Genomic DNA, 20,260 nt, shown 5'->3' on the forward strand with positions numbered 1-20,260 from the left:
GCAAAATAGGATTGGCCAGAAAAGCTGTGTTGTGTCGCGACGGGTCGATCAAATCGGACTATTGCCCATCGCCCTGCTGCCAATTCCCGTTATTTCCATCCCGGGCCGGTCAGGTGTCCGGCCGCCGGCCTGCCCTTCACCTTGAAGCGGGGCGCCAGGCGACCCAACTGTCGCGTGCCAGCACCGGATGCCAGGCGGCCGGGGCGGCCGGCCAGCTCGACCTTTCGGAGGTGCCCGGGCTTCTGGGCACGATGACCAGGGTGGTTTCGGAGGGGAGTGATGTGGGATCGGTGGGACGCATTGGTGTGATCGGGTGCCAGGGTGCCTGAAATGCATGGAGCATCCAGATTCGGAAATTGACACCATTTCGGTCGATCGCGATCCTGTCGTCACTGGATATTCCCGCGTCGGTCAGGTCGGCGGCGGCGCGAGTACTCGCCGCCATGGGCCAGGAGATATTCAGTGTGACGACGATGACGGCGGCGAAATTGAGGAAAGCGAGGGCGGTCGCGGTGAGGATCGTGCTTTCCCGGCCTGTTGTTGCCGTGATCGCGATGACCAGAGCCAGCAGCAGGATCGCGCCGGCCGTGGCCTGTCCCACGTGCAGGGAGGACCACTGCCTGGTCAGGGCGGATATCTCCGGGAAGTTGAACTTCAGGTACGGGTAGGCGGTGAGGCGCTCCCCGGCGTACAGCGAGGCGATGCCTCCGCACAGCATCGCGCCCGCGGCGGTGGCGGCGAACGCCCGCGGCAGCCTGGTGCGGCGCAGGTGGAGAACGGCGGCCCCGATGGCGAACAGCACCGGTGCCACGCAGGCGAGATAGCGGCCGTAGAAGAAGTTGTTGACGCTGTGCTCGTCCGGCAGCGCGGCCGAACTGCCCAGCGCGACGCCGAGCACGACGGCGAGCACGATCGCGGCCATCGTCCGTATCGCCGGCGGTGCCGTGCGGCTGATCACCGTTGAGGTGAGGGCGAGCAGGCCGAGACCGGCCAGCCCCCAGGTGGCGGTGATCAGGTACCAGACTTGGCCGGCGGTCAGGGACAACGTCCAGACGAGCCCGTCGACGCTGGTGAGCCGGTCGACGAGGTAATCCGACATCGACAGGATCCCACCGGGATACACCCGCGACTGGAGCCAGTGATTGATCGCCCAGGCCAGGGCCGCCGTGGTGGCCATGACCTGGGCGGCGACGGCTACATCGCGCCTGGTGGCTCCACGGCGCAGCAGGACGACGCCGAGCAGCCCGGCGTGGACCAGCAGGATGACGGTCCCGCGGGAGTGGACCGCGTAGGCGTACGACGCCAGGGCGCCGGCCGCGATGCCGTATCGCAGCCGCCCGTCGCTGATCCAGCGGTGCGTCAGCAGCAGCCATCCGAGGACGACGACCGGCAGGACGGCGTCGGCCATCGCGAACTGGACGTAGTACACCACGGCGGGAAGCAGCGCACAGGCGAAGGCGAGGGCGCCGGCCGCCGCGCGCGGCAGCGACAGGCGGCGCGACAAGGCATAGGCCAAAGGAAAGACGGCCGAGCTGATGAGGCAGTTGAGCAGGACGACCAGCCGGTAGACCAGGTGCGGGTCGTCGGTGAGCCAGTAGACGGGGGAGATGAGCAGCGAGTAGCCCGCCCGGTAGAGCCCGTTCCCCGACAGGTCGGCACTCGTTCCCCCCGCCAGGACGCGGGCACCGATCAGGTAGCCGGTCTCGTCGGGGGTGAGGCTGGGCATCGCCTGGCGCCAGGTGCTCCACACCCGGATGGCGACCTGACCGGCCCAGCCTGCGAGCATCAGCGCTGACCACACCCGGTTCGGCACCCGTGTGACCGTGCCCGGGCCCGGGCCCGTGTCCTGGTCACGCCGGTCGGACGCGCGCGTCGCGGAGGTGATTTCGTCTGTACGCATCGGGTGAGGCCTATCGGGACGAGGTGAACAGTCCGGGGTGGGCGTCGGTCCGTACGGACCCGTCGGTGGCAGGCGCCTGCCAGCGTCCGGTCCCGGCGGCGAGCGCGGTCAGATCGGCCGCGCCACGGGCGGCGGCCACCCATGCCGAGGCCTGGTAGACACGGCCGGCGTCGGCCTGGCCGTACCCGACGAGCGTGGTCAGGCCGGCCGCACGGGCGGTGGCCACCAGCGAGGGCACGAGATCCACGTGCGGGTTGGTGAGGTGGAAGGCCAGCACGCCGCCGGGCTTCAGCGCGCGGGCGAAGGTCTCGAGCGCCTGCCGTGTCAGCAGGTGAAGGGGCGGAGTGGCGGTGGTGAACGCGTCCACGACGACCATGCCGTAGGCGCCGGCGGGCCTCTGCGCGAGCCGGCGTCGCGGATCCCCGCCGATCAACGTGATCGCGGCGGAACTGTCGGTCAGGTAAGTGAAACGCTCGGTGGCGATGTCCACCTGCGCCGGGTCGGCTTCATAGAAGTCCATGCGCTGTCCCGGGCGGCCGTACGCGGCGACCACGCCCGTGCCCAGACCCACGACGGCGAGGCGGGCGCTGTGGTCTCCGTAGGCGGTGAACAGGTCTCCCAGGGGCCCGGGCCGGCCGTAGTACGACACGGGCGTCGTGCGCTGCGGACCCGAGGGGTACTGGTAGCCGTGCAATGTCGTGCCATCGGACAGCACCCGCCACCCGTTGTCGGGATGGACCTGGTAGGCGCCGAACAGGGTTCTTTCCCGTACGGCGTCATCCGGGATCTGGTACCACAGCAGGACGGCTGTGGTCAGCGCGGCGCCCGTCGCCATCACCTGCGGGCGCCGGACCGCCAGAACGCACCACGGCAGGCATCCCATCATGACCACGACGACGAGCCATGCCTCGCCGAGGGTGAGGTAGACCCCCACGGCGACCAGTGGCCCGCCCATCACCACCGCTTTGACCAGCGCCGTGCCCCCCGGCCACCGCACGGGTACGCCGGTGTCCGCCCGCCGGTCGCCGAGCAGAGGCAGGATCGCCAGGGCGGTGACGGCGACGGGCAGCGCGGCGTCGCAGCCGAAGACCATCGGCCCGGCCACCACGCTGAACGCCGCACCGAGTGCGCCTCCCAGCGAGACGACCAGCAGGAATTCACTGAGGTGGGAGGAGTCGCGCAGATCACCAGCCAGTAGTGCATAACACACCAGACCGCTGAGGCCCACCACGGCCACGGTCAGCGGAAGGGCAGCGAACGGCGCACGCCACCCCGCCACATACATCGTCCACGGCAACACCATCGAGCAGACGGCCGCCGCCGTCAGGCACCGCTCCACTACACGCGCCCTGCTGATCGGGATCGAGGCGGCCATGGCGGCCATCCCGGCCGCGAACAGGACCAAGCCCGCCGTGAAGGCCGGCGCGGACCCCGCCTGGACACCGCCGGTGGCGGCCGGCACAAGGGCCGAGGGCACGAACGCCAGGAAAAGCCGGCGTGCCCGCCGCTCCGATGACACCCGCCGCGCACTCGGTGCAGTCGGTGAAAGCCGGCATCCGGGAATGCGGAATCCGGCGATCCACCCACACACGAGCGTCAGAACGGCGAAAACTGCGTAACCGGCGCTCCACCATCCCGCCTGGCCGACCGGCTCCGCCATGGGTTCGATGACGAACGGATACGCCATCAGCGCCAGCATGCCACCGGTGGCACCGGCGACACACAGGCGCACGCCCCCGCCCGGGCCGGTCCCGCCGCCCGTCCCGCAGTGCCAGCCGACGACAAGCGACCCGGCCATGCCGACGGCCGACAGCGGGGCACCGGCGACCGCGGTCAGGACAAGGAGCAGCCAGAGCACCGGTGCGGGTCCCCGCGGCTCCGACCACGCCGGTACGGCGAAGGGCAGCGTCACCGTGGAAATGATCAGTGCCGCCGCCAGGACGCACACCTGGGCGCGCACACCGAGCAGCCGATGCGCGACGTGTGCACAACAACAGCCCACGCAGAGCATGGCCTGCACGAACAGGAGACACGTACACCACACCATCGGTGCGGCGCCGAAACCGGGAAACACCATCGTGGCCAGCATGGGCACGGACACCGCCGACAGCCCGGCGCCCACCGCGACCAGCAGCAGGAAAGGCGCGGACGCCACCCGCGATGCGGACGGCGGGTGGTCCACCTTCCCGGTGTCCACATACGGAGCGGCCTCCAGCGCGACGCCCATAGCAAACCCTCCGGAAGCGACGTGATCCCTGGGCGGGCAGACCTGGACCACCCACATCGGGTCATCCGAGATCCGCTGGGCGGAATGCGCGGACAAGACGATGCACGGGCGGGCGCGAAACGCGCGCCTGTACGCCCAGCACTCCTCCGCCGTGGCTCACAAGCTCACCAGATCGGTCCTCGTATCAGCGGCCCCGCAACACCTGGCGACATGGGGCTTGATCAATATTTGACGCCCGACCCCGTCACCACCGGCGTCCAGAGCCGGCGCATCGATCCCCGGCTCAAGCACGGCCGCCTGCGCCCCTGACCGCTCTTCATCCCTCGGGGCGTACGGCGTGCCTTTCGCGGCGATGGAAGGCCGCCAGGCACCCCGTCAAGGCCATCGCGAACATCGGCAGCCACGCCAGGCGGGCGGCCACCCACCCGGGATCGGTGGGGGTGGTGTGCAGGCCGGGCAGCGCCCGGTCCGCGAGCCGCAGGGCCGTCGCCGTGACGGCGATCATCGCGGTCTGGTGCCACAGGAAAATCGTCATCGCGGTGAGGTTGGCCGCCGCCACGAGCGCCCAGGCGGCGGGGCGGCGCAGGAGCCGCCGCAGCGGCCCGGACAGCACGAGGGCCGCTCCGCACTGCGCCAGCCCGAACGTGACGGCCGCCAGTGTGGGCGGGGCCTGGTTGGAGACCGGGGCGCCCGGCACCCCGACCATGGACGCCGGATAGCCGGCCCACAGGACGAGGGCCGCGGTGGCGGCCGCCCCGCCGAGCAGCAGGGCCCAGCCGGTCATCCGGCCGTCCAGCCGCCCGGACGCCCAGCGGGCGCCCAGACAGTACGGCACCAGCCAGCCTGTCCCCAGGTTGATCCAGCCGATCCAGGACGGGCCGCCCAGGCCGAACCGCACGAGATCGGCGGCCGCGACGGCGGCGAGCGGCCACCCCGGATGCAGCCGGGCGGCGAGCGGGGTCGCCGCCGTCAGCGCCGTGAAGACCAGCAGGAACCACATCGGCGACCACACCAGCTTGACCAGCGCGTACACGGTCCCAGGGTCGGCGCCCCACGCGAGCATCGCCACCGCGGCCGTGATCCACACCCCCAGCAGGGGCGCGACCGGGCGGAACAGGCGGGCCATCCGGGCGGTGGCCCACCGCCCGTGGCCGGCGCCCCGGTCCCGGGCACGGCCGCGACTCTCCACGGCCACCCGGCCGCCGACGAAGAAGAAGACCGCCATGGTCTGGAGCAGCCAGGAGACGGGCGTGAGCTGCGGCAGATACTTCAGCGGGCTGGTGACGCGGAGGGCGCCGCCGTCGGCGACCACGGCGGTCACCAGCCAGTGGCCGAGCACCACACCGAGGATGGCTACGGCGCGAAGGGCGTCGACGGCGCGGTCGCGCGATGTCTCTGCGGCGGGGCCGCGTGGGGTCTCTGTGGCGGGGTCGCGGGGATCCTCTGCGGCGCGGTGGTGCCGGGCCGGTGCCGCCGCGTCGGCGTGCCTGACGACGTCGTCAATCACGGCTCACCCCGGCGGGAGTGCGTCCGGAGACGATCAGGGCGATGTTCGCCAGCGCGAGGGATCCGTCCCTCAGATAGTCGCTGTGACCGCCGTCGCCCGCGGCGAAGATCCGCGCCCCGAACCGGGGTGACATGGGGTCCTCCCCGAGCCCGATCGTGCCGAAAGGCAGGCGCATCGTCGCGTGCGGCAGGTGACCCACCCAGTCCCCGGTGCCACGGGCGGCCCACACGGCGGCCCGGGTGCGCAGCGCCGCCGCGTCGTCCGCGCCCGCGCCGGGGCTGCCGTACAGGACGATGTCCGCGACGGCCAGCCCGGGCGCGGCGCGGCCGCACAGCACGCCGCCGTACGAGTGACACAACAGGCTGATGCGGGCGGCGGGCTTGAGCCGGGCAAGGTCGCGGACGAAGGCGCGCAGGGCGGGGACGGCCTCGTCCGCACGGCCGGGAGTCAGCGCCTCGAGGCTCACGGTGCTCGGGGTCCGGTATCCGAGCCAGGCGACCACGGCGCCCCCTTCGCCGAGCGCCCGCTGCAGCCTCATCGAACCGCCGCGCAGGAGCCCGTACGTGTCGAGACCGGTGCCCGATCCGGGGACGACGACCGCGATTCGGTCGGCGGCGGCCAGGTCGCCGAACACCTCCACGGCCCGGCCGCCGTCGCGTCCGTCGAAGGACAGGAAGTGCCGCGCGGGGTCCGCCATCGCCCGCACCATCGCTGCCCGCCATTGCCGGCCGGTCGCCGCGGCGGTCCAGGCCGCCGCCTCGACGGCGCGGCGGGTGGAGGCGTATCGCTCGGCAAGGCTCGCGGTGGTCGCGGCCCGCAGCGGGGGCAGAGGCGGCGGGGCGGGCGCGGGGACCGCTTCGGGCCGGGCCGCGCCGGTCACCGGAACGGCGAGCGCGGCGGCGAAGAGCGCGGTGAGCAGCATCCGGCGCAGGCGGCTCCGGATCGGGCCGGGGCGAAGGCGCGCGGGCGGGACGCGGCGTGCGCCCGTGCCGCCGTGGGGGAGGGGGAGCGGCGCCGGCCGGTCGCGGGCCTCCGGCGGCTGTGCGGTGTCGATCACCCGGTTCACGCTGCCGAGTGGCGGGTCCCGAGCACATCGGACTGCGAGGGACATTCGCCGCGGCAACCGGTCGACCACGGACGTAGACCTCTGGTCGGATGCCCGCAGAAGGGACGTCCGGTTACGCTCTGATCATGCAGGTCACACCCCCGAGTCCCCTTCTGAAGCGGCTGCCTCCCGGGGCCTGGGTGGTCCTCGCCTGGTGCGGGGGAACGGCGTTCACGTTCCTGATGCGGATGCGGCTGCCCGGAGAGTGGTATCCCGCCGCACGCCCCGGGGCGCAGTTCTTCCGGTGGGAGGGCCTCGCCCCCACGGCGACGGCCACCGCACTCGCGCTGGCCGGGGGCGCTCTGCTGCGCCGCAGACCGCTGCCGGCTCTGGTCCTGCTGATCGCCGCGTCCGTCCTCGGGACGACGCCCCTGGGCGTGGCGGAGATTCCGCTGCCCCAGTTTCTCGCGGCCGAGGTCGCGGTGTTCTTCATCGCCACCGGACGGCCTCGCGCGACCGGCGTCGTCGCCGTTCTCGTGGCCCTCGCCGCGCTGGGCGGCTACCTGGGGGTGCGGCTGCTGTGCGGGTGGCCGATCTCGGCGTCGTCCGAGACCGCCGTGGCTCTGACGACCGTCATCGCCTGGCTGCTCGGCAAGTCGGTGCGTGAGTCTCGTGAGCACGCCGAGGAGGTGCGCGCCCGCGCGGCGGCCCAGGCGGTCACCGACGAGCGGCTCAGGATCGCCCGCGAGCTGCACGACATGGTCGCGCACAGCATCGGGGTCATCGCGCTCCAGGCCGGCGCGGCCCGGAGGGTCATCCACACGCAGCCCGAGCGGGCGCGGGACGCGCTGGGGGAGATCGAGACGGCCGGCCGGGAGACGCTGTCCGGGCTGCGCCGGATGCTCGGCGCGCTGCGGACTCCCGGGCCGGGGAGCCGCGTCCGCTCCCGCCCGAGATCGAGGTTTCGGCCTATCGGATCATCCAGGAGGCCGTCACCAACGTGGTGCGTCACGCCGGCACGGCATCCTGCCGGGTGTCGGTCGACTACCGGGACGACGAGGTGCGCATCGAGGTGCTCGACGACGGACGCGGCGGTGATGCCGGAAACGGCTACGGCCTGATCGGAATGCGCGAGCGGGTGGGCGTCCTGCACGGGACCTTCGCCGCCGGGCCGCGTCCCGAGGGAGGCTTCCGCGTCGAGGCCCGGCTGCCCGTGCCCGCGGGAGTCCGATGACCGTCCGCGTGCTGCTCGCCGACGACCAGCCCCTGGTTCGCGCCGCCCTGCAGATGGTCATCGCCGACGCGCCCGGCCTCGACCTCGCCGGAGAGGCGGGCACCGGCGCGGAGGCGGTGCGGATGACCGAGGACCTGCGGCCCGACGTGGTGGTCATGGACATCCGCATGCCCGGTATGGACGGCATCGAGGCCACCCGGCTGATCACCGAAGGCAGCGGTGCCCGAGTCCTCGTGCTGACGACCTTCGACGACGACGAGTACGTCTACGGCGCGCTGCGCGCCGGCGCGTCCGGGTTCCTCGTCAAGGACATGGCCCTGGACGACATCCTCGCCGCCGTCCGGGTGGTCGCCGCGGGCGACGCCCTGATCGCCCCGCGCGTCACCCGCCGGCTGATCGAGCGGTTCGCCGGCAGGATCGCGCCCGGACCACGGCCCCGCCGGGTCGCGGGGCTCACCGAGCGGGAGGCGGAGGTGCTGACCCTCGTCGGGCGCGGCATGTCCAACGCGGAGATCGCCGCGGAGCTGTTCATCAGCACCGCCACCGTCAAGACGTACGTGACGCGGCTGCTCGCCAAGCTCGACGCCCGCGACCGCGTGCGGCTCGTCATCATCGCCTACGAGGCGTGCCTCGTGTCACCGACCCCTCAATAGGGAAACACTGACAGGGAAACACCGATCGGGAAACACAACGGCCCGGCGGGGGAGTGGTTCCCCCTGCCGGGCCGTTTCGTGCCGGTCGGTCAGGCGCTCGTCAGTGGAGCTCCTTGCGGTCGCCGGCGCCGACGCCCGCGTGCTCCTCCTCGTGGCCCTCCTCGTGGTGGCCGTCGGTCAGCGGGACATGGTCGGTCCCGTACGCCTGGCTCATCTTGGCGCGGAGCCGGCCGAGCGGGCTGCGGGCGCCCTTGGGCGGGATGCCCTCGCCGTCCTCGGCGCTCTCGAGAACCGGGATCTCCTTCTTGCCGCGGATGTGCTCGGCGATGTCCTCCGCCGGCGGCGTGTGGACCTCGATGTACTGGCCGTTCGGCAGCCGCTTGATGACGCCGGACTCCACCCCGTGGGACAGCACCTCGGCGTCCTTGCGCTGGAGGCCGATGCAGACCCGGTAGGTGATCCAGTACGCGATGGCCGGGCCGACGAAGATGGCGATCCGCCCGAACCAGGTCGTCGTGTACAGGTCGAGGTGGAAGTTCGCCGAGATCTCGTCGTTGGCGCCCAGCAGCCACAGGATGCCGTAGAACGTCATGCCCGCGATGCCGATCGAGGTGCGGTGCGGGTTGTTGCGCGGCCGGTCGGCGACGTGGTGCTCGCGGCGGTCGCCCGTGACCCACTGCTCCAGGAACGGATACAGCGCCAGGCCCGTCATGACGAGGCCCAGTGGCACCAGCGCCGGGATCAGCACGCTCAGCGTCACCGTGTGGCCGAGGAAGTTGATCTCCCACGACGGCATGAGACGGAGCGCGCCCTCCAGGAAGCCCATGTACCAGTCGGGCTGGGAGCCGGCCGAGATGTCCGCCGGAGTGTACGGCCCGAACAACCAGATCGGGTTGATCTGGGCGAACGTGCCGAGCAGCGCGATGACGCCGAACGTGAACAGGAAGAACGCGCCCGACTTGATCATGAAGGCCGGGTAGAACGGGGCGCCCACCACGTTCTTGTCGGTCCTGTTCTTGCCCGGCATCTGCGTGTGCTTCTGCACCCACATGAGGATCATGTGCGCCGAGACGAGCGCGAGCAGGATGCCCGGGATCAGCAGGATGTGGATCGAGTAGAACCGCGAGATGACGTCATGGCCCGGATACTCGCCGCCGAACAGGAAGAACGAGACGTAGGTGCCCACGATCGGGATCGACTGGGCGACGCCCTGGGTGATCCGCAGACCCGCACCGGAGAGCAGGTCGTCGGGGAGGGAGTATCCGGTGAGGCCCTCGAGAAGCGCCAGCGAGAGCAGGAGGATGCCGATGATCCAGTTGAGCTCGCGCGGCTTGCGGTACGCGCCGGTGAAGAAGATCCGGAGCATGTGAACCGTCATGCCGCCCACGAACAGCAGCGCCGCCCAGTGGTGGATCTGCCGCATCAGCAGACCGCCACGGACGTCGAAGCTGATGTGCAGCGCCGAGGCGTAGGCCTCCGACATCTTCACGCCGTAGAGCGGGGCGTAGTTGCCCGTGTACACGACCTCGCCCATGCTCGGCTTGAACCAGAACGTCAGGAACGTACCGGTCAGCAGCAGAATGATGAACGAGTAGAGCGCGATCTCCCCCAGGAGGAACGACCAGTGGTCGGGGAAGACCTTCCTCAGGTTGCGCTTGAGGAAGTTCCCCGCGCCGATGCGGTCGTCGACGAACGTCGAGACGCCTGCGATGGCCTTCGGGGGAGCGTTCATGATGCGTTCTCCCTAGCTTCGGCTTCAGCGTCGCCACGCTCCCAGAAGCTGGGACCGACGGGGACCTTGAAGTCGGACTTCGCGACGAGGTAGCCCTCCTCGTCGATTCCGATGGGGAGCTGCGGCAGCGGCCGGGCGGCGGGGCCGAAGACGACCCTCGCTCCGTCCGCCGCGTCGAAGGTCGACTGGTGGCACGGGCAGAGGATGTGGTGGGTCGTCTGCTCGTAGAGCGCCGCCGGGCAGCCCACATGGGTGCAGATCTTGGAGTAGGCGACGATGCCGTCGTGCGTCCAGTTCAGGTTCGTGCCGGACTTGATCTCCTCCGGACGGAACTTGAGCAGGATCAGCGTCGCCTTGGCCAGCGCGTTCAGGTCCTCCTCGTAGCCCTCGGGGACCACGGAGAGGATGCCGCCGGGAGAGTTGAAGTCGGCGGCGCGGATCGGCTGGCCGGTGCCCTCGACCACGAGGCGGCGCGGCTTGCCGTTCTTGGTGGGCTCGCCCCAGACGGTGTGCCTGAGCGAGGTCCCGGGAAGCGGGCCGAGGTCCTTCAGCAGCACCAGCGGGGCCAGGCCCAGCGGGGCGGCGGCGAGCAGCAGCGTGCGGCGCAGCAGCCTGTGCTTGACGAACCCGCTCTCGTCGGCTCCCTGGAGGAAGGTCTCCTTGACGTACTCACGCGTGCCGTCGTCGGAGCGCATCTCGTGGCGCTCCTGGACGAGGTTGTACTTCGGCATGACCTGCCGCACCCAGACCGTGAGGCCCGCGGCCAGCGCGAGCAGGGCCAGGGCCAGGGTGCCGCCGAGTGCGTAGTTCGACGTGGCCGTCTTGCCGATCGTGCCGACCTGGAACATCACGTACGACGCGATGAACCCGGCGCCGGCCAGGAAGGTGACCAGGAACAGCAGCGAGACGAGGCGCTCGGCCTTACGGGCCTTGACGGGGTCCTGCGGGATCACGCCGGGAACGCCCTCGGGCGCGCGGATCGGATCGGTGTCGACGATCGGCGCGTCCGCGGGCGGCGTGCCGAGGACGCGCTCGCGCACCCGGCCGCTCTCGGGGTACTCGTTGTGCTCTGTCATGCCGCCCGTCGCTTCTTCGCTGTGATCCAGATGGAGGCCAGGATCAGGAGGCTGAGACCCACGACCCACGCTACAAGGCCCTCGGTGACGGGGCCGATCCGGCCCAGACCCGAACCGCCCGGGTCGACCTGCGACCGCACGTGGGTGATGTACGCGATCATGTCGCGCTTCTGCTCCGGCGTGATCGTCGAGTCGTTGAACACCGGCATCGCCTGCGGGCCGGTGGCCATCGCCTCGTAGATCTGCGTCGGCGTCGCCGGGTTCAGCGGCGGCGCGTACTTGCCGTAGGTCAGCGCGCCGCCCGAACCAGTGAAGTTGTGGCACTGGATGCAGTTGGCGCGGAAGAGCTCGCCGCCCTTGGCGGGGTCACCCTTGGCCGGGTCGACCTGCTCGGCGCTGGGCACCGTCGGGCCGCCGCCCAGCGACTGGACGTACGCCGCGAGCTGGTCGATGGCCTGCTCGTCCGCCCACTCGGGGAGCGGCTTGCGCGGAGCCTGGGGACCCGCGTCGGCAGCCGGCATACGACCGCTGCTGACCTGGAAGTTCACGGCGGCGGCTCCGACGCCGATGAGCGTCGGAGCCTTCTTCGTGCCCTCGGCGTTCATGCCGTGGCAGCTCGCGCAGTGCGCCACGAAGAGGCTCTTGCCCTGCGCCACGTCGTCGGCCTTGCCGGACGCGATCGCGGCGTCCGCGGTGCTGCCGTTCGGCGCCGCGAGCGCGTAGCCGCCGCCGAGCAGGCCCAGCGCGAGCGCCACGACGGCGACTCGCGCGAGGGGATGGCGCCGTCGGGCGGTGATGGAGTTCACCGAAATCCCCGTTCCGATCATTTGATGATGTAGATGGTCGCGAAAAGGCCGATCCAGACCACGTCGACGAAGTGCCAGTAGTAGGACACGACGATCGCGCTGGTCTGCTGCTCATACGTCAAGCGCTTCGCGGCGTACGTGCGTCCCAGGATGAACAGGAACGCGATCAGACCACCCGTCACGTGCAAGCCATGGAAGCCCGTGGTCAGGAAGAACACCGAATCGTACGGGGAGTGCGAGAGGACGTGGCCCTCGCGCGCCAGGTTCCCGTACTCGTAGAGCTGTCCGCCCACGAAGAAGGCGCCCATCAGGAAGCTTACGACATACCAGAATCGCAGCTTCTTGACCTGGCCTCGCTCCACGGCCCACACGCCCAGCTGGCACGTGACACTCGACAGGACCAGAACGGTCGTGTTGAAGGTCGCGAACGGGACTTCGAGGTGCGCCTCGGGCCAGTGGGTGCCCTGTCCGAGGCTGACCGACCGGATGGTGAAGTACATCGCGAACAGCGCCGCGAAGAACATGAGCTCAGAGGACAGCCACACGATGGTCCCGACCTGAACCAGGTTCGGCCGGCTGGACCCGTGCGGTCTCGTCGTCGTAGTAATTGCGGATGCTGTCGCCACGCCCAGCATTATTGCGGCTCCCCAGGTCGGGTCGCCCCACGACCCCCCGCTAGGGTCCACACGCGCCTACGAAACGGGCATGTCACGGCAATCGCCCCGGGGCTGCGAGCCCTGCAGCCGCGCCGGTAGCATCACGATGACCATACCCCGCGATTCGACAGTGAGCGTGAAATGAGGGTTCTCGTCTACAGCGACGACGCAGGCACCCGGGAGAAGGTGCGGCTGGCCATCGGGCGGCGCCCCGCCGCAGACGTGCCCCTCGTCGAGATCGTCGAGTGCGCGACCCAGCCGGCCGTGATCAAGCACCTCGACTCCGGCGACATCGACGTGGCCGTCCTCGACGGCGAGGCGCAGCCCGCCGGCGGCATGGGAATCTGCCGGCAGGCCAAGGACGAGGTGCACAACTGCCCGCCGATCCTGGTGCTCATCGCCCGCAGGGACGACCGCTGGCTGGCCAACTGGTCCCGTGCCGACGGCGTCGTCGCGCAGCCCATCGACCCCGTCGTCCTCGCCGAGGCCGTGGCCGACCTGATGCGGCGCCGCCTCAGCCTCACCCGGGCCCAATAAGAGGAGCCCGCTGAGAGGGGCCCACGAGGGGGCCCGCTGAGACGGGTCCACCGAGCGCGGCGCATCCCACCACGGGCGCCGGGGATCGCCTGCGGTGCGACCCGGCGTGCCGTGGCGCCTCAGCCCGGCGGGCCCCACAGCTCGACGGGCCCCACGGCTCAACGGCCCCACGGCGCAATGGGCACAGGCATCACCCGGGCGTGCCGACGCCCAGCCGGCAGCACCGCAACGAAGAGCGTTCCGTCCCGACCCGTTCCGATCCGACCGTCCTGACATCGAACCCGCGGAGCCCACATGGACACGCGCACCACCTGGCCCTCCACGCTCAACGCCCTGCTGGCGGGTGAGAACCTGACGGCCGACGAGACGGCCTGGGTCATGGGGGAGATCATGTCGGGGGCGGCCACCCCGGCGCAGATCGCCGCCTTCGCCGTCGCCCTGCGGGCGAAGGGCGAGACCGTCGCCGAGGTGACGGGACTCGTCCGCACCATGTTCGAGCTGGCCACCCCGCTCACGGTGGAGGGGCCGGTCCTCGACATCGTCGGCACCGGCGGCGACCGTGCGCACACGGTCAACGTCTCGACCATGGCCGCGATCGTCGCGGCCGCCGGCGGAGCGAGGGTCGTCAAGCACGGCAACCGCGCCGCCTCCTCTCTGTGCGGAGCGGCGGACGTGCTGGAACACCTGGGCGTCGCCCTGGACCTGACCCCGGAGACCACCGCCCGGGTCGCGGTGGAGGCGGGCATCGCGTTCTGCTTCGCGCCCCACTACCACCCCGCGCTGCGCTTCACCGGCCCGCCGCGCAAGGAGATCGGCGTGCCGACGGTCTTCAACTTCGTCGGGCCTCTGGCCAACCCCGCGCGCCCCGCCGCCCAGGCCATCGGCGTGTTCGACGCGCGCATGTTGCCGGTCATGGCCGGAGTCTTCGCCGAGCGCGGCGTGTCGGCACTCGTCTTCCGGGGCGACGACGGCCTGGACGAGCTGTCCACCGCGGCCCCGTCGACGGTCTTCGTCGTCCGGGACGGCACCGCGACCCAGACGACGATCGATCCGGCCGACCTCGGCATCCCCCGTTCGCAGCCGGGCGACCTGCGCGGCGGCGACGCCGAGTTCAACGCCGCGGCGGTCCGCGACCTGCTGCGCGGCAAGACCGGGCCCGTACGCGACGCGGTGCTGCTGAACGCGGCGGCCGGCCTGGTGGCCTACGACGGCCCGGGCGGCGACCTGGTCGCCGACCTGCGCGCGGCGTACGCCCGCGCGGCCGAGGCGGTCGACTCGGGCAGGGCCGCGCAGACGCTGGAGCGCTGGATCGAGATCAGCCGCGCGCTCGGCGGCAGGGCCTGACCGCGCTCCTGATCAGAATCGCCTCCACCGCGGGGGGGATCAGGCGTCCGCCGTGATGGGGACGTGCCGGGCTCGGCCCGAGCCGTACCGTGCCCGCCATGATGCGCGTGTTCGCCCTTCGCGTCATCCGCCGCTGGGCCGCGTCGGCCCGCGGCCGGATGACCCTGCTCGCCGCCGGTCTCCGCGGTGCGCCCTCCGCCGGTGTTCGCTCCCGCATGCTCTCCCCGGGACCGGAACGCGGCAGGGGCGGCCGGCCGGTGCGGGTGGCGGACGGGGAGACGGCGGCGCCCGGGCGCACGGTTCACCCAGCGGACGAGGACGATGTCGTCTGGGAACGCCTGCGGATCGCCTCGGAACTGCACGATCTGGTGGCCCACGATCTCAGCGTGATGACACTGGGAGTGGGAGCGGGCCGCATGATCATGGACAAGGACCCGGAACGGGCGCGGCAGACCTTCCGCGAGGCCGAGGAGTCGGGCCGCCGGGTGCTGTCCGACCTGCGCCGGATGATGGGCCTGCTGCGCATGGACGGGCAGCGCCGCGGCCCCCAGCCGTGCCTGGGCGATCTGCCCGTGCTGATCGACGACTTCCGCGCGAGCGGGCTCGCCGTCTCGTTCGCGGAGGCCGGCGCCCGGGGGAGCGGCCCCACCCTGGAGCTGTCGGCATATCGCATCGTGGAGGAGGCGCTGGGCAACGCCCTGTGGTACGGCATGGCCCGTACGGCGACGGTCACGCTGCGGTGGCTGCCCGCCGTCCTGGAGGTCGTCGTCCACGACGACGGCCTGCCCCGCGACCGGCTCATCGGCACCTGGGAGCGTGCGGCGTTGTTCGGCGGCGCGGTCGCCGCGCACCCGCTCCCCGGCGGGTTCGAGGTCCGGGTCCGGCTGTTGCGTCCCGCCTGAACCGCCGCGCCCTCACGGAGCCCTTCCGCCGCGTGCTTCGTCCGGCCGGACTGCTCGGCCCTCGCCCGGCCGGGCCCTGCCTTGTCTGCCCTGCCCTGCTCTGCCCGGCCTGCCGTGCTTTGTCTTTCTGTCCGGCTGCCCGCTCCGGCCGGCCGGGTGGGATCAGTCCGCGTCGGCGAGGCCGATGGAGAAGGCCGCCTCCAGGTCGTGGCGGGAGTACGTGCGGAAGGCGATGTGCGTCTCGGTGTGGCGCACGCCGGGCACCTTGTTCACGCGGCCGGGCACGACCTCGGCCACCTGCTCGTACCGGCCGACCCGGACCATGGCCAGCAGGTCGAACTCGCCGGTGATCGAGTACACCTCGCTGACGCCCTCGATCTCGGCGATCGCCTCGGCGACCTCGGGGATCCGGTCGACGTCCGCCTTGATGTGGACGATCGCGGTGACCATTCGCGTCTCTCCTGCTGTCTCGCGGCTTCGGCTTGTCGCCCCCGAGACTAGCGTCACCGCAGCGGCCGCCCCTCACGGCGGTCGCTCCGCTGGTGCCGGTAGGCGCGCTCGATGCGCTCCATCAGTCTTCCCGCGCCGTAGGCGGGGAGGCTCCAGGTGCCGTCGACCTGGACGAGACGCACGCCGGGGGAGTCGAGCCAGCGCAGCACGCACTCGGTCTCCTCGGCGCTCGCGGCCGGAGTCGGGCCGGGACCTGGGGCGACCGTCTCCGCCGTGGCTACCAGGGCGTCCACGTACGGAGTGGGATGGGCGCCCCGGGGCATCACCCCGGCCGCGGCGAGCCTGCCGTACCGGATGACGTGGATGTCCCAGCCGCCGTCGAACGCGGGACTGGCGGCGACCATCTGCGGGATGCCGGTCAGCGACCGCAGGCGCTGCATGCGCGCGGCGGTCCTGACATAGGCCGCGAGCCGGTCCCGGTCGACGGCCGCCTCCTCGTAGCGCTGCTCGGCCGACAGGCGGCTCATCCGCGCCTCCATCGCCGAGAAGACCGCCTCCGCGTCGAGCTCCATCGCGTGCCGGGCGCGGCGGACGTGACGGGCGTAGCTCTCCTCGCTCTCGCCGCCCTCGCAGGGCGCGCCGCATCGGCCGATCTCGGCGAGCGCGCAGGCGGGCCTCCGCACGCGGGCCGAGAGCCGTTCGGTGCACTGGCGCAGCGGCAGCGCCTCGTGCATGGCCGTCCGCGCGTCGTCGGCCGTGCGGCTGCTGCCGAACGGGCCGAGATAGGCCGCTCCGTCGTCGCGCACCTCCCGGACGACGCTGAGCCGGGGGAAGGGCTCCTCGGTGAGCTTGAGCCATACCGCACGCTCGGGGAAGCGGGACCGCTTGTTGTAGCGCGGCTTGGTCGTCCCGATCATCCGCAGCTCGCGGATCTCCGCCTCCAGCGCGGTGGCGCAGACGATCGTCCTGACCCGCTCGGCGATGCCGACCATCTCGCGTATGCGCGAGCGGGTCTCGCTCGCCGTGAAGTAGCTGCGCACGCGATTGCGCAGGTTGGAGCTCTTCCCGATGTAGAGCGCCTCGCCCTTGGCGTCCTCGAAGACGTAGACGCCGGGCGCGCCGGGCACCCCGTCGGCGAGATGGCGTTTGCGCTGCTGCTCCGGGGTGGGGGCGCGCACGAAGCCGCGCAGGTCCTCCAGCGTGTGCACGCCGAGTGAGCCGACCCGCGCGATCAGGCCGTGCAGCACGTCGACCGTGGCCTTCGCGTCGGCCAGCGCCCGGTGGCAGGGCTCGGTGGAACTGCGGAAGACCCGCGCGAGGGTGGCGAGCTTGCAGTTGGGGGTCTCGTCGCGGGTCAGCACCCGGCGGGCGAGATCGGCCGTGTCCACCACGGGGTTGACCGGAGGCGGGTAGCCGTTCACCTGGCACGCCGCCTTCACGAACGACATGTCGAACGGCGCGTTGTGCGCCACCAGCGCCGTCCCGGCGATGAACTCCAGGAAGCTCGGCAGCACCTCGGAGAACTTCGGCGCGGCCACGACCATCGCGTCCGTGATGCCGGTCAGCACGGAGATGAACGGCGGGATCGGGCCGCCGGGATCGACCAGCGTGGCGAACTCGCCGATCACCTCGCCGCCGCGCACCTTCACGGCGCCGATCTCCGTGACGGCGTGCTCCGCGGCCGACCCGCCGGTGGTCTCCAGGTCGAAGACGACGAACGTCACCTCCCGCAGGGGAGTTCCGAGCTCGTCCAGCGTGCCCTGTACCGCATCCACGCCCATGACCATAGAGATTCCGACCGACAATTGCCGTACCGGCCCCATGCGATGGCAAAGGATGTGCCAGGTGAGGAGCTACGCGGAGGCCGCTCCGGCGCGCCACTCGCGGGCCAGCATCGCGTAGACCAGCTCGTCGCTCCACGCGCCGGCGAAGAACTCGTTCTCCACCAGGCGGGCCTCCAGGCGCATGCCGAGCCGCTCCATGAGGCGGGCCGAGGAGGTGTTGCGCGCGTCGCAGTTGCCGTGGATCCGGTGCAGCCCGAGACCCTCGAACCCGATCCGCAGGATCTCGCGGGCCGCCTCGGTGGCCAGGCCGCGGCCCTGGTGGGCCGGGTTGAAGACGAAGCCGATCTCGCCCTGGCGGTGCTCGCGGCTGCGCAGGAACAGCGTGAGGTCCCCGATCACGGGCCCGCCGCCGGCCAGTGCGGCGGCCACGCTGAGCACGTCGCCGTCCTCCCCGGGCGACGCGCAGGCGATCTTCCGGTCGAGCGTGGCCTTCGTCTCCTCCCGCGTACGGGCGTCCCAGTAGAGATACCTGGTCACCTCGGGCAGGGAGTGGAAGGCGTGGAGGTCGTCGAGGTCGGCCTCGGTGAAGGGGCGAAGGACCAGCCGGGAGGTCGTGATGGGATACGGCGGGGTGTACACGCCGCAGAGCGTAGGGACGGAGCCCGGCCCCCGCCAGCGAGTTCGCGGCCGGTGTCCCGCCCCGCGGTCCGGGCGCGCGGGTCCGTACGGGCGCCGGGCCGCGGTGACAGATCATGAACGCGACGTGGACACGGTGCGACGGCCGTACCCTTGAAAGAAGACAGGAACATGGGAGTGTCTCGCAGATCTTGCCGTGTGAGGGCGGCCTGGTGGGCGCGCCGCGTGCCTCGTGCCTCGCGGACGGCGGGCATCGGGACGTTCTCGCACTCGGGGGCGACAGCACCGCGAGGCGCCGCCGGGGCGACCCCAGTGGGCAGAAGATCTGTAGGACACGGCCGAGGAGCGACGAGATGAGTTCAGCCGGAGAAGGCCTGTCTCGTCCGTTGCCCGAGCAGGTCCGCTTACACGTGGTGGAGGTCGCGGCGCAGGTGCTGGGCTCGATGCCCGCCGCGGCCGTGCCGCCGCCGTTGCGCAACATCGCCAAGTTCGACCCTCGCAAGCGCGCCCGCCTCGGCAGCGCTCCGATCGCGGCCCAGCTGGAGAACGACAAGGAGTTCCGCGAGCGGGTGGCCGAGACGGTGGAGACCGCCTGGCCCGAGCTGGTGGGGAGCCTCGCCGAGGGCACGGTGCCCCCCGCGGCCGAGCCGGTGCTGGTCGCGGCGGCGGCGTACCTGACCCGCCCGCCCGGCTGGCCGGAGCTGGTCGAGCAGGCGCGGGCCGACCTGGAGCAGGCCGCGGCGGCGGGCACTCAGCGGGAGCAGGCGGAGACGCGGCTGCGCGAGCAACTCGCGGCGCAGCGTGCCTCCGCCAAGGAGGAGATCGACCGGGTGCGCGAGCAGCTCAAAGCGGCCCGCGCGGAGAACTCCGACCTGCGGCGCAAGCTTCACGACGCCCGTGAGCGAGTCAAGGCCGCCGAGGCCAGGGCGGCGGAGCTGGAGGCCGAGACGGCCGAGGCGCGGGCCAAGGCCGCGAACGCCAACGGCGCGGCGGAGACCGAGCTGCGCAGGCTCAGGGATCGCCTGGCGGACGCCGAGCGCCAGCTGGAGACCAGCCGCAGGGCCGCCCGCGAGGGCCGCAGCATCGAGGACGCCCGGGTGCGGGTGCTGCTGGACGCGCTCCAGGACGCCGCCGCGGGGCTGCGCAAGGAGCTCGGGCTGCCCACGACGATCAGCAGGCCGGCCGACTACGTGAACGCGGTGGTGCCGGGTGAGCCGGGGGTGACGGCCGTGCCCGCGCGGGCGCTGGCCAACGACGACCCCCAGCTCCTCGACCAGCTTCTGGCCATCCCCCACCTGCACCTGGTTGTGGACGGCTACAACGTGACCAAGACCGGTTACCCGTCGCTGACCCTCGCCGACCAGCGGGCCCGGCTGCTGACCGGGCTCGGCGGGCTCGCCGTGCAGACGCGGGCGGAGGTGACCTGCGTCTTCGACGGCGCCGAGCTGAACGGGCCCGTCCAGGTGTCCGCGCCCCGCGGGGTGCGGGTGGTGTTCAGCCCGCCCGGGGAGATCGCCGACGACCTCATCCGCACGCTGGTGCGGGCGGAGCCGCCGGGGCGGGCCATCGCGGTGGTCTCCTCCGACCGGGAGGTGGCCGAGTCGGTGCGCCGGATGGGCGCCCGGCCGGTGCCCTCGCTCCTCCTGCTGCGCCGGCTCGGCCGAAGCTGAACGACGTGCGCACGCTCCGCTCCGGCGTCGTCGCCGCGCGTGATGACTGCCGCGAATACCTGCGAATAGGTTGAGACTTCATGATCGCCTAGATAGAGTCG

Annotated in this window: 17 protein-coding genes and 1 pseudogene; 7 read left to right on the plus strand and 11 right to left on the minus strand. The window is 71.8% G+C overall.

Going from position 1 to position 20,260, the window contains the following annotated elements; all coding sequences use genetic code 11:
- Positions 1–136 precede the first annotated feature (136 nt).
- The 4 genes from ACQPZZ_RS14040 to ACQPZZ_RS14055 form a co-directional block, all read right to left on the minus strand.
- The gene (locus ACQPZZ_RS14040) at positions 137–1,900 is read right to left on the minus strand and encodes a hypothetical protein (protein ID WP_432932229.1); all 1,764 of its coding nucleotides are present in this window, start codon (positions 1,898–1,900) and stop codon (positions 137–139) included.
- Between the two features lie 10 nt (positions 1,901–1,910).
- Complete coding sequence (locus ACQPZZ_RS14045; RefSeq protein ID WP_432932230.1) at positions 1,911–4,127, minus strand: spermidine synthase; 2,217 nt, start codon at positions 4,125–4,127, stop codon at positions 1,911–1,913.
- A 316-nt stretch (positions 4,128–4,443) separates the two neighbouring features.
- A complete protein-coding gene (locus ACQPZZ_RS14050) occupies positions 4,444–5,634 on the minus strand; it encodes an acyltransferase family protein (RefSeq protein ID WP_432932232.1) in 1,191 nt (396 codons plus the stop codon).
- A complete protein-coding gene (locus tag ACQPZZ_RS14055; protein WP_432932234.1) occupies positions 5,627–6,691 on the minus strand; it encodes an alpha/beta hydrolase in 1,065 nt (354 codons plus the stop codon). The genes ACQPZZ_RS14050 and ACQPZZ_RS14055 overlap by 8 nt, the downstream gene beginning before the upstream one ends.
- 746 nt (positions 6,692–7,437) lie before the next feature.
- On the opposite strand from ACQPZZ_RS14055, the pseudogene ACQPZZ_RS14060 reads away from it, so the two are divergent.
- The 3 genes and pseudogenes from ACQPZZ_RS14060 to ACQPZZ_RS14070 form a co-directional block, all read left to right on the plus strand.
- Positions 7,438–7,542: pseudogene (locus ACQPZZ_RS14060) on the plus strand (histidine kinase); the annotation flags it as partial.
- Between the two features lie 140 nt (positions 7,543–7,682).
- Positions 7,683–7,913 (plus strand): sensor histidine kinase, encoded by a 231-nt coding sequence (locus ACQPZZ_RS14065; RefSeq protein ID WP_432934383.1) that lies wholly within the window; start codon positions 7,683–7,685, stop codon positions 7,911–7,913.
- Positions 7,910–8,566: a response regulator gene (locus ACQPZZ_RS14070; protein ID WP_432932236.1), complete on the plus strand. Its 657-nt coding sequence runs from the start codon at positions 7,910–7,912 to the stop codon at positions 8,564–8,566. The genes ACQPZZ_RS14065 and ACQPZZ_RS14070 overlap by 4 nt, the downstream gene beginning before the upstream one ends.
- Positions 8,567–8,666: 100 nt before the next feature.
- On the opposite strand, the gene qcrB is transcribed toward ACQPZZ_RS14070, so the two are convergent.
- From qcrB to ctaE, 4 genes are read right to left on the minus strand one after another with little or no spacing between them, the layout of a single operon-like run.
- Entirely contained in the window at positions 8,667–10,298 is a 1,632-nt protein-coding gene (qcrB, locus tag ACQPZZ_RS14075; protein ID WP_432932238.1) for a cytochrome bc1 complex cytochrome b subunit, read from the minus strand.
- Positions 10,295–11,374, minus strand: coding sequence for a cytochrome bc1 complex Rieske iron-sulfur subunit (gene qcrA / locus ACQPZZ_RS14080; RefSeq protein ID WP_432932239.1), 1,080 nt, complete (start codon positions 11,372–11,374; stop codon positions 10,295–10,297). The genes qcrB and qcrA overlap by 4 nt, the downstream gene beginning before the upstream one ends.
- Positions 11,371–12,180 (minus strand): cytochrome bc1 complex diheme cytochrome c subunit, encoded by an 810-nt coding sequence (gene qcrC, locus ACQPZZ_RS14085; RefSeq protein WP_363637074.1) that lies wholly within the window; start codon positions 12,178–12,180, stop codon positions 11,371–11,373. The genes qcrA and qcrC overlap by 4 nt, the downstream gene beginning before the upstream one ends.
- Before the next feature lie 17 nt (positions 12,181–12,197).
- Positions 12,198–12,815 carry an aa3-type cytochrome oxidase subunit III gene (gene ctaE / locus ACQPZZ_RS14090; RefSeq protein ID WP_327045001.1) on the minus strand — a complete coding sequence of 206 codons (618 nt, stop codon included), beginning with the start codon at positions 12,813–12,815 and terminating at the stop codon, positions 12,198–12,200.
- 162 nt (positions 12,816–12,977) lie between these two features.
- Between ctaE and ACQPZZ_RS14095 the strand changes: the two genes are divergently transcribed.
- From ACQPZZ_RS14095 to ACQPZZ_RS14105, 3 genes are all read left to right on the plus strand, one after another.
- Positions 12,978–13,373, plus strand: a complete 396-nt coding sequence (locus ACQPZZ_RS14095) for a hypothetical protein (protein ID WP_432932242.1) — start codon at positions 12,978–12,980, stop codon at positions 13,371–13,373.
- A gap of 294 nt (positions 13,374–13,667) precedes the next feature.
- A complete protein-coding gene (gene trpD / locus ACQPZZ_RS14100) occupies positions 13,668–14,717 on the plus strand; it encodes an anthranilate phosphoribosyltransferase (protein WP_432932244.1) in 1,050 nt (349 codons plus the stop codon).
- A gap of 98 nt (positions 14,718–14,815) precedes the next feature.
- The gene (locus tag ACQPZZ_RS14105; protein WP_432932245.1) at positions 14,816–15,619 is read left to right on the plus strand and encodes a sensor histidine kinase; all 804 of its coding nucleotides are present in this window, start codon (positions 14,816–14,818) and stop codon (positions 15,617–15,619) included.
- 162 nt (positions 15,620–15,781) lie between these two features.
- Here the strand turns inward: ACQPZZ_RS14105 and ACQPZZ_RS14110 are convergent, their stop codons facing one another.
- The 3 genes from ACQPZZ_RS14110 to ACQPZZ_RS14120 form a co-directional block, all read right to left on the minus strand.
- Positions 15,782–16,069: an Lrp/AsnC family transcriptional regulator gene (locus tag ACQPZZ_RS14110; RefSeq protein ID WP_363637064.1), complete on the minus strand. Its 288-nt coding sequence runs from the start codon at positions 16,067–16,069 to the stop codon at positions 15,782–15,784.
- A 53-nt stretch (positions 16,070–16,122) separates the two neighbouring features.
- Complete coding sequence (locus ACQPZZ_RS14115) at positions 16,123–17,850, minus strand: DEDD exonuclease domain-containing protein (protein WP_432932248.1); 1,728 nt, start codon at positions 17,848–17,850, stop codon at positions 16,123–16,125.
- Positions 17,851–17,922: 72 nt separating this feature from the next.
- Complete coding sequence (locus tag ACQPZZ_RS14120) at positions 17,923–18,492, minus strand: GNAT family N-acetyltransferase (protein WP_432932250.1); 570 nt, start codon at positions 18,490–18,492, stop codon at positions 17,923–17,925.
- A gap of 350 nt (positions 18,493–18,842) precedes the next feature.
- On the opposite strand from ACQPZZ_RS14120, the gene ACQPZZ_RS14125 reads away from it, so the two are divergent.
- A complete protein-coding gene (locus ACQPZZ_RS14125; protein WP_432932251.1) occupies positions 18,843–20,159 on the plus strand; it encodes an NYN domain-containing protein in 1,317 nt (438 codons plus the stop codon).
- The last annotated feature ends 101 nt before the right edge of the window (positions 20,160–20,260 follow it).

It is taken from the genome of Microbispora sp. CA-135349, from assembly GCF_050947365.1.
Classification (GTDB): Bacteria; Actinomycetota; Actinomycetes; order Streptosporangiales; family Streptosporangiaceae; genus Microbispora.

Excerpts from the sequence above, each read along its gene's own strand:
- ACQPZZ_RS14040 (WP_432932229.1), bottom strand. The coding sequence starts at position 1,900 with ATGCGTACAGACGAAATCACCTCCGCGACGCGCGCGTCCGACCGGCGT.
- ACQPZZ_RS14045 (WP_432932230.1), bottom strand. The coding sequence starts at position 4,127 with ATGGGCGTCGCGCTGGAGGCCGCTCCGTATGTGGACACCGGGAAGGTG.
- ACQPZZ_RS14070 (WP_432932236.1), top strand. The coding sequence starts at position 7,910 with ATGACCGTCCGCGTGCTGCTCGCCGACGACCAGCCCCTGGTTCGCGCC.
- qcrB (WP_432932238.1), bottom strand. The coding sequence starts at position 10,298 with ATGAACGCTCCCCCGAAGGCCATCGCAGGCGTCTCGACGTTCGTCGAC.
- qcrA (WP_432932239.1), bottom strand. The coding sequence starts at position 11,374 with ATGACAGAGCACAACGAGTACCCCGAGAGCGGCCGGGTGCGCGAGCGC.
- ctaE (WP_327045001.1), bottom strand. The coding sequence starts at position 12,815 with ATGCTGGGCGTGGCGACAGCATCCGCAATTACTACGACGACGAGACCG.
- ACQPZZ_RS14095 (WP_432932242.1), top strand. The coding sequence starts at position 12,978 with ATGAGGGTTCTCGTCTACAGCGACGACGCAGGCACCCGGGAGAAGGTG.
- trpD (WP_432932244.1), top strand. The coding sequence starts at position 13,668 with ATGGACACGCGCACCACCTGGCCCTCCACGCTCAACGCCCTGCTGGCG.
- ACQPZZ_RS14105 (WP_432932245.1), top strand. The coding sequence starts at position 14,816 with ATGATGCGCGTGTTCGCCCTTCGCGTCATCCGCCGCTGGGCCGCGTCG.
- ACQPZZ_RS14110 (WP_363637064.1), bottom strand. The coding sequence starts at position 16,069 with ATGGTCACCGCGATCGTCCACATCAAGGCGGACGTCGACCGGATCCCC.
- ACQPZZ_RS14115 (WP_432932248.1), bottom strand. The coding sequence starts at position 17,850 with ATGGGCGTGGATGCGGTACAGGGCACGCTGGACGAGCTCGGAACTCCC.
- ACQPZZ_RS14125 (WP_432932251.1), top strand. The coding sequence starts at position 18,843 with ATGAGTTCAGCCGGAGAAGGCCTGTCTCGTCCGTTGCCCGAGCAGGTC.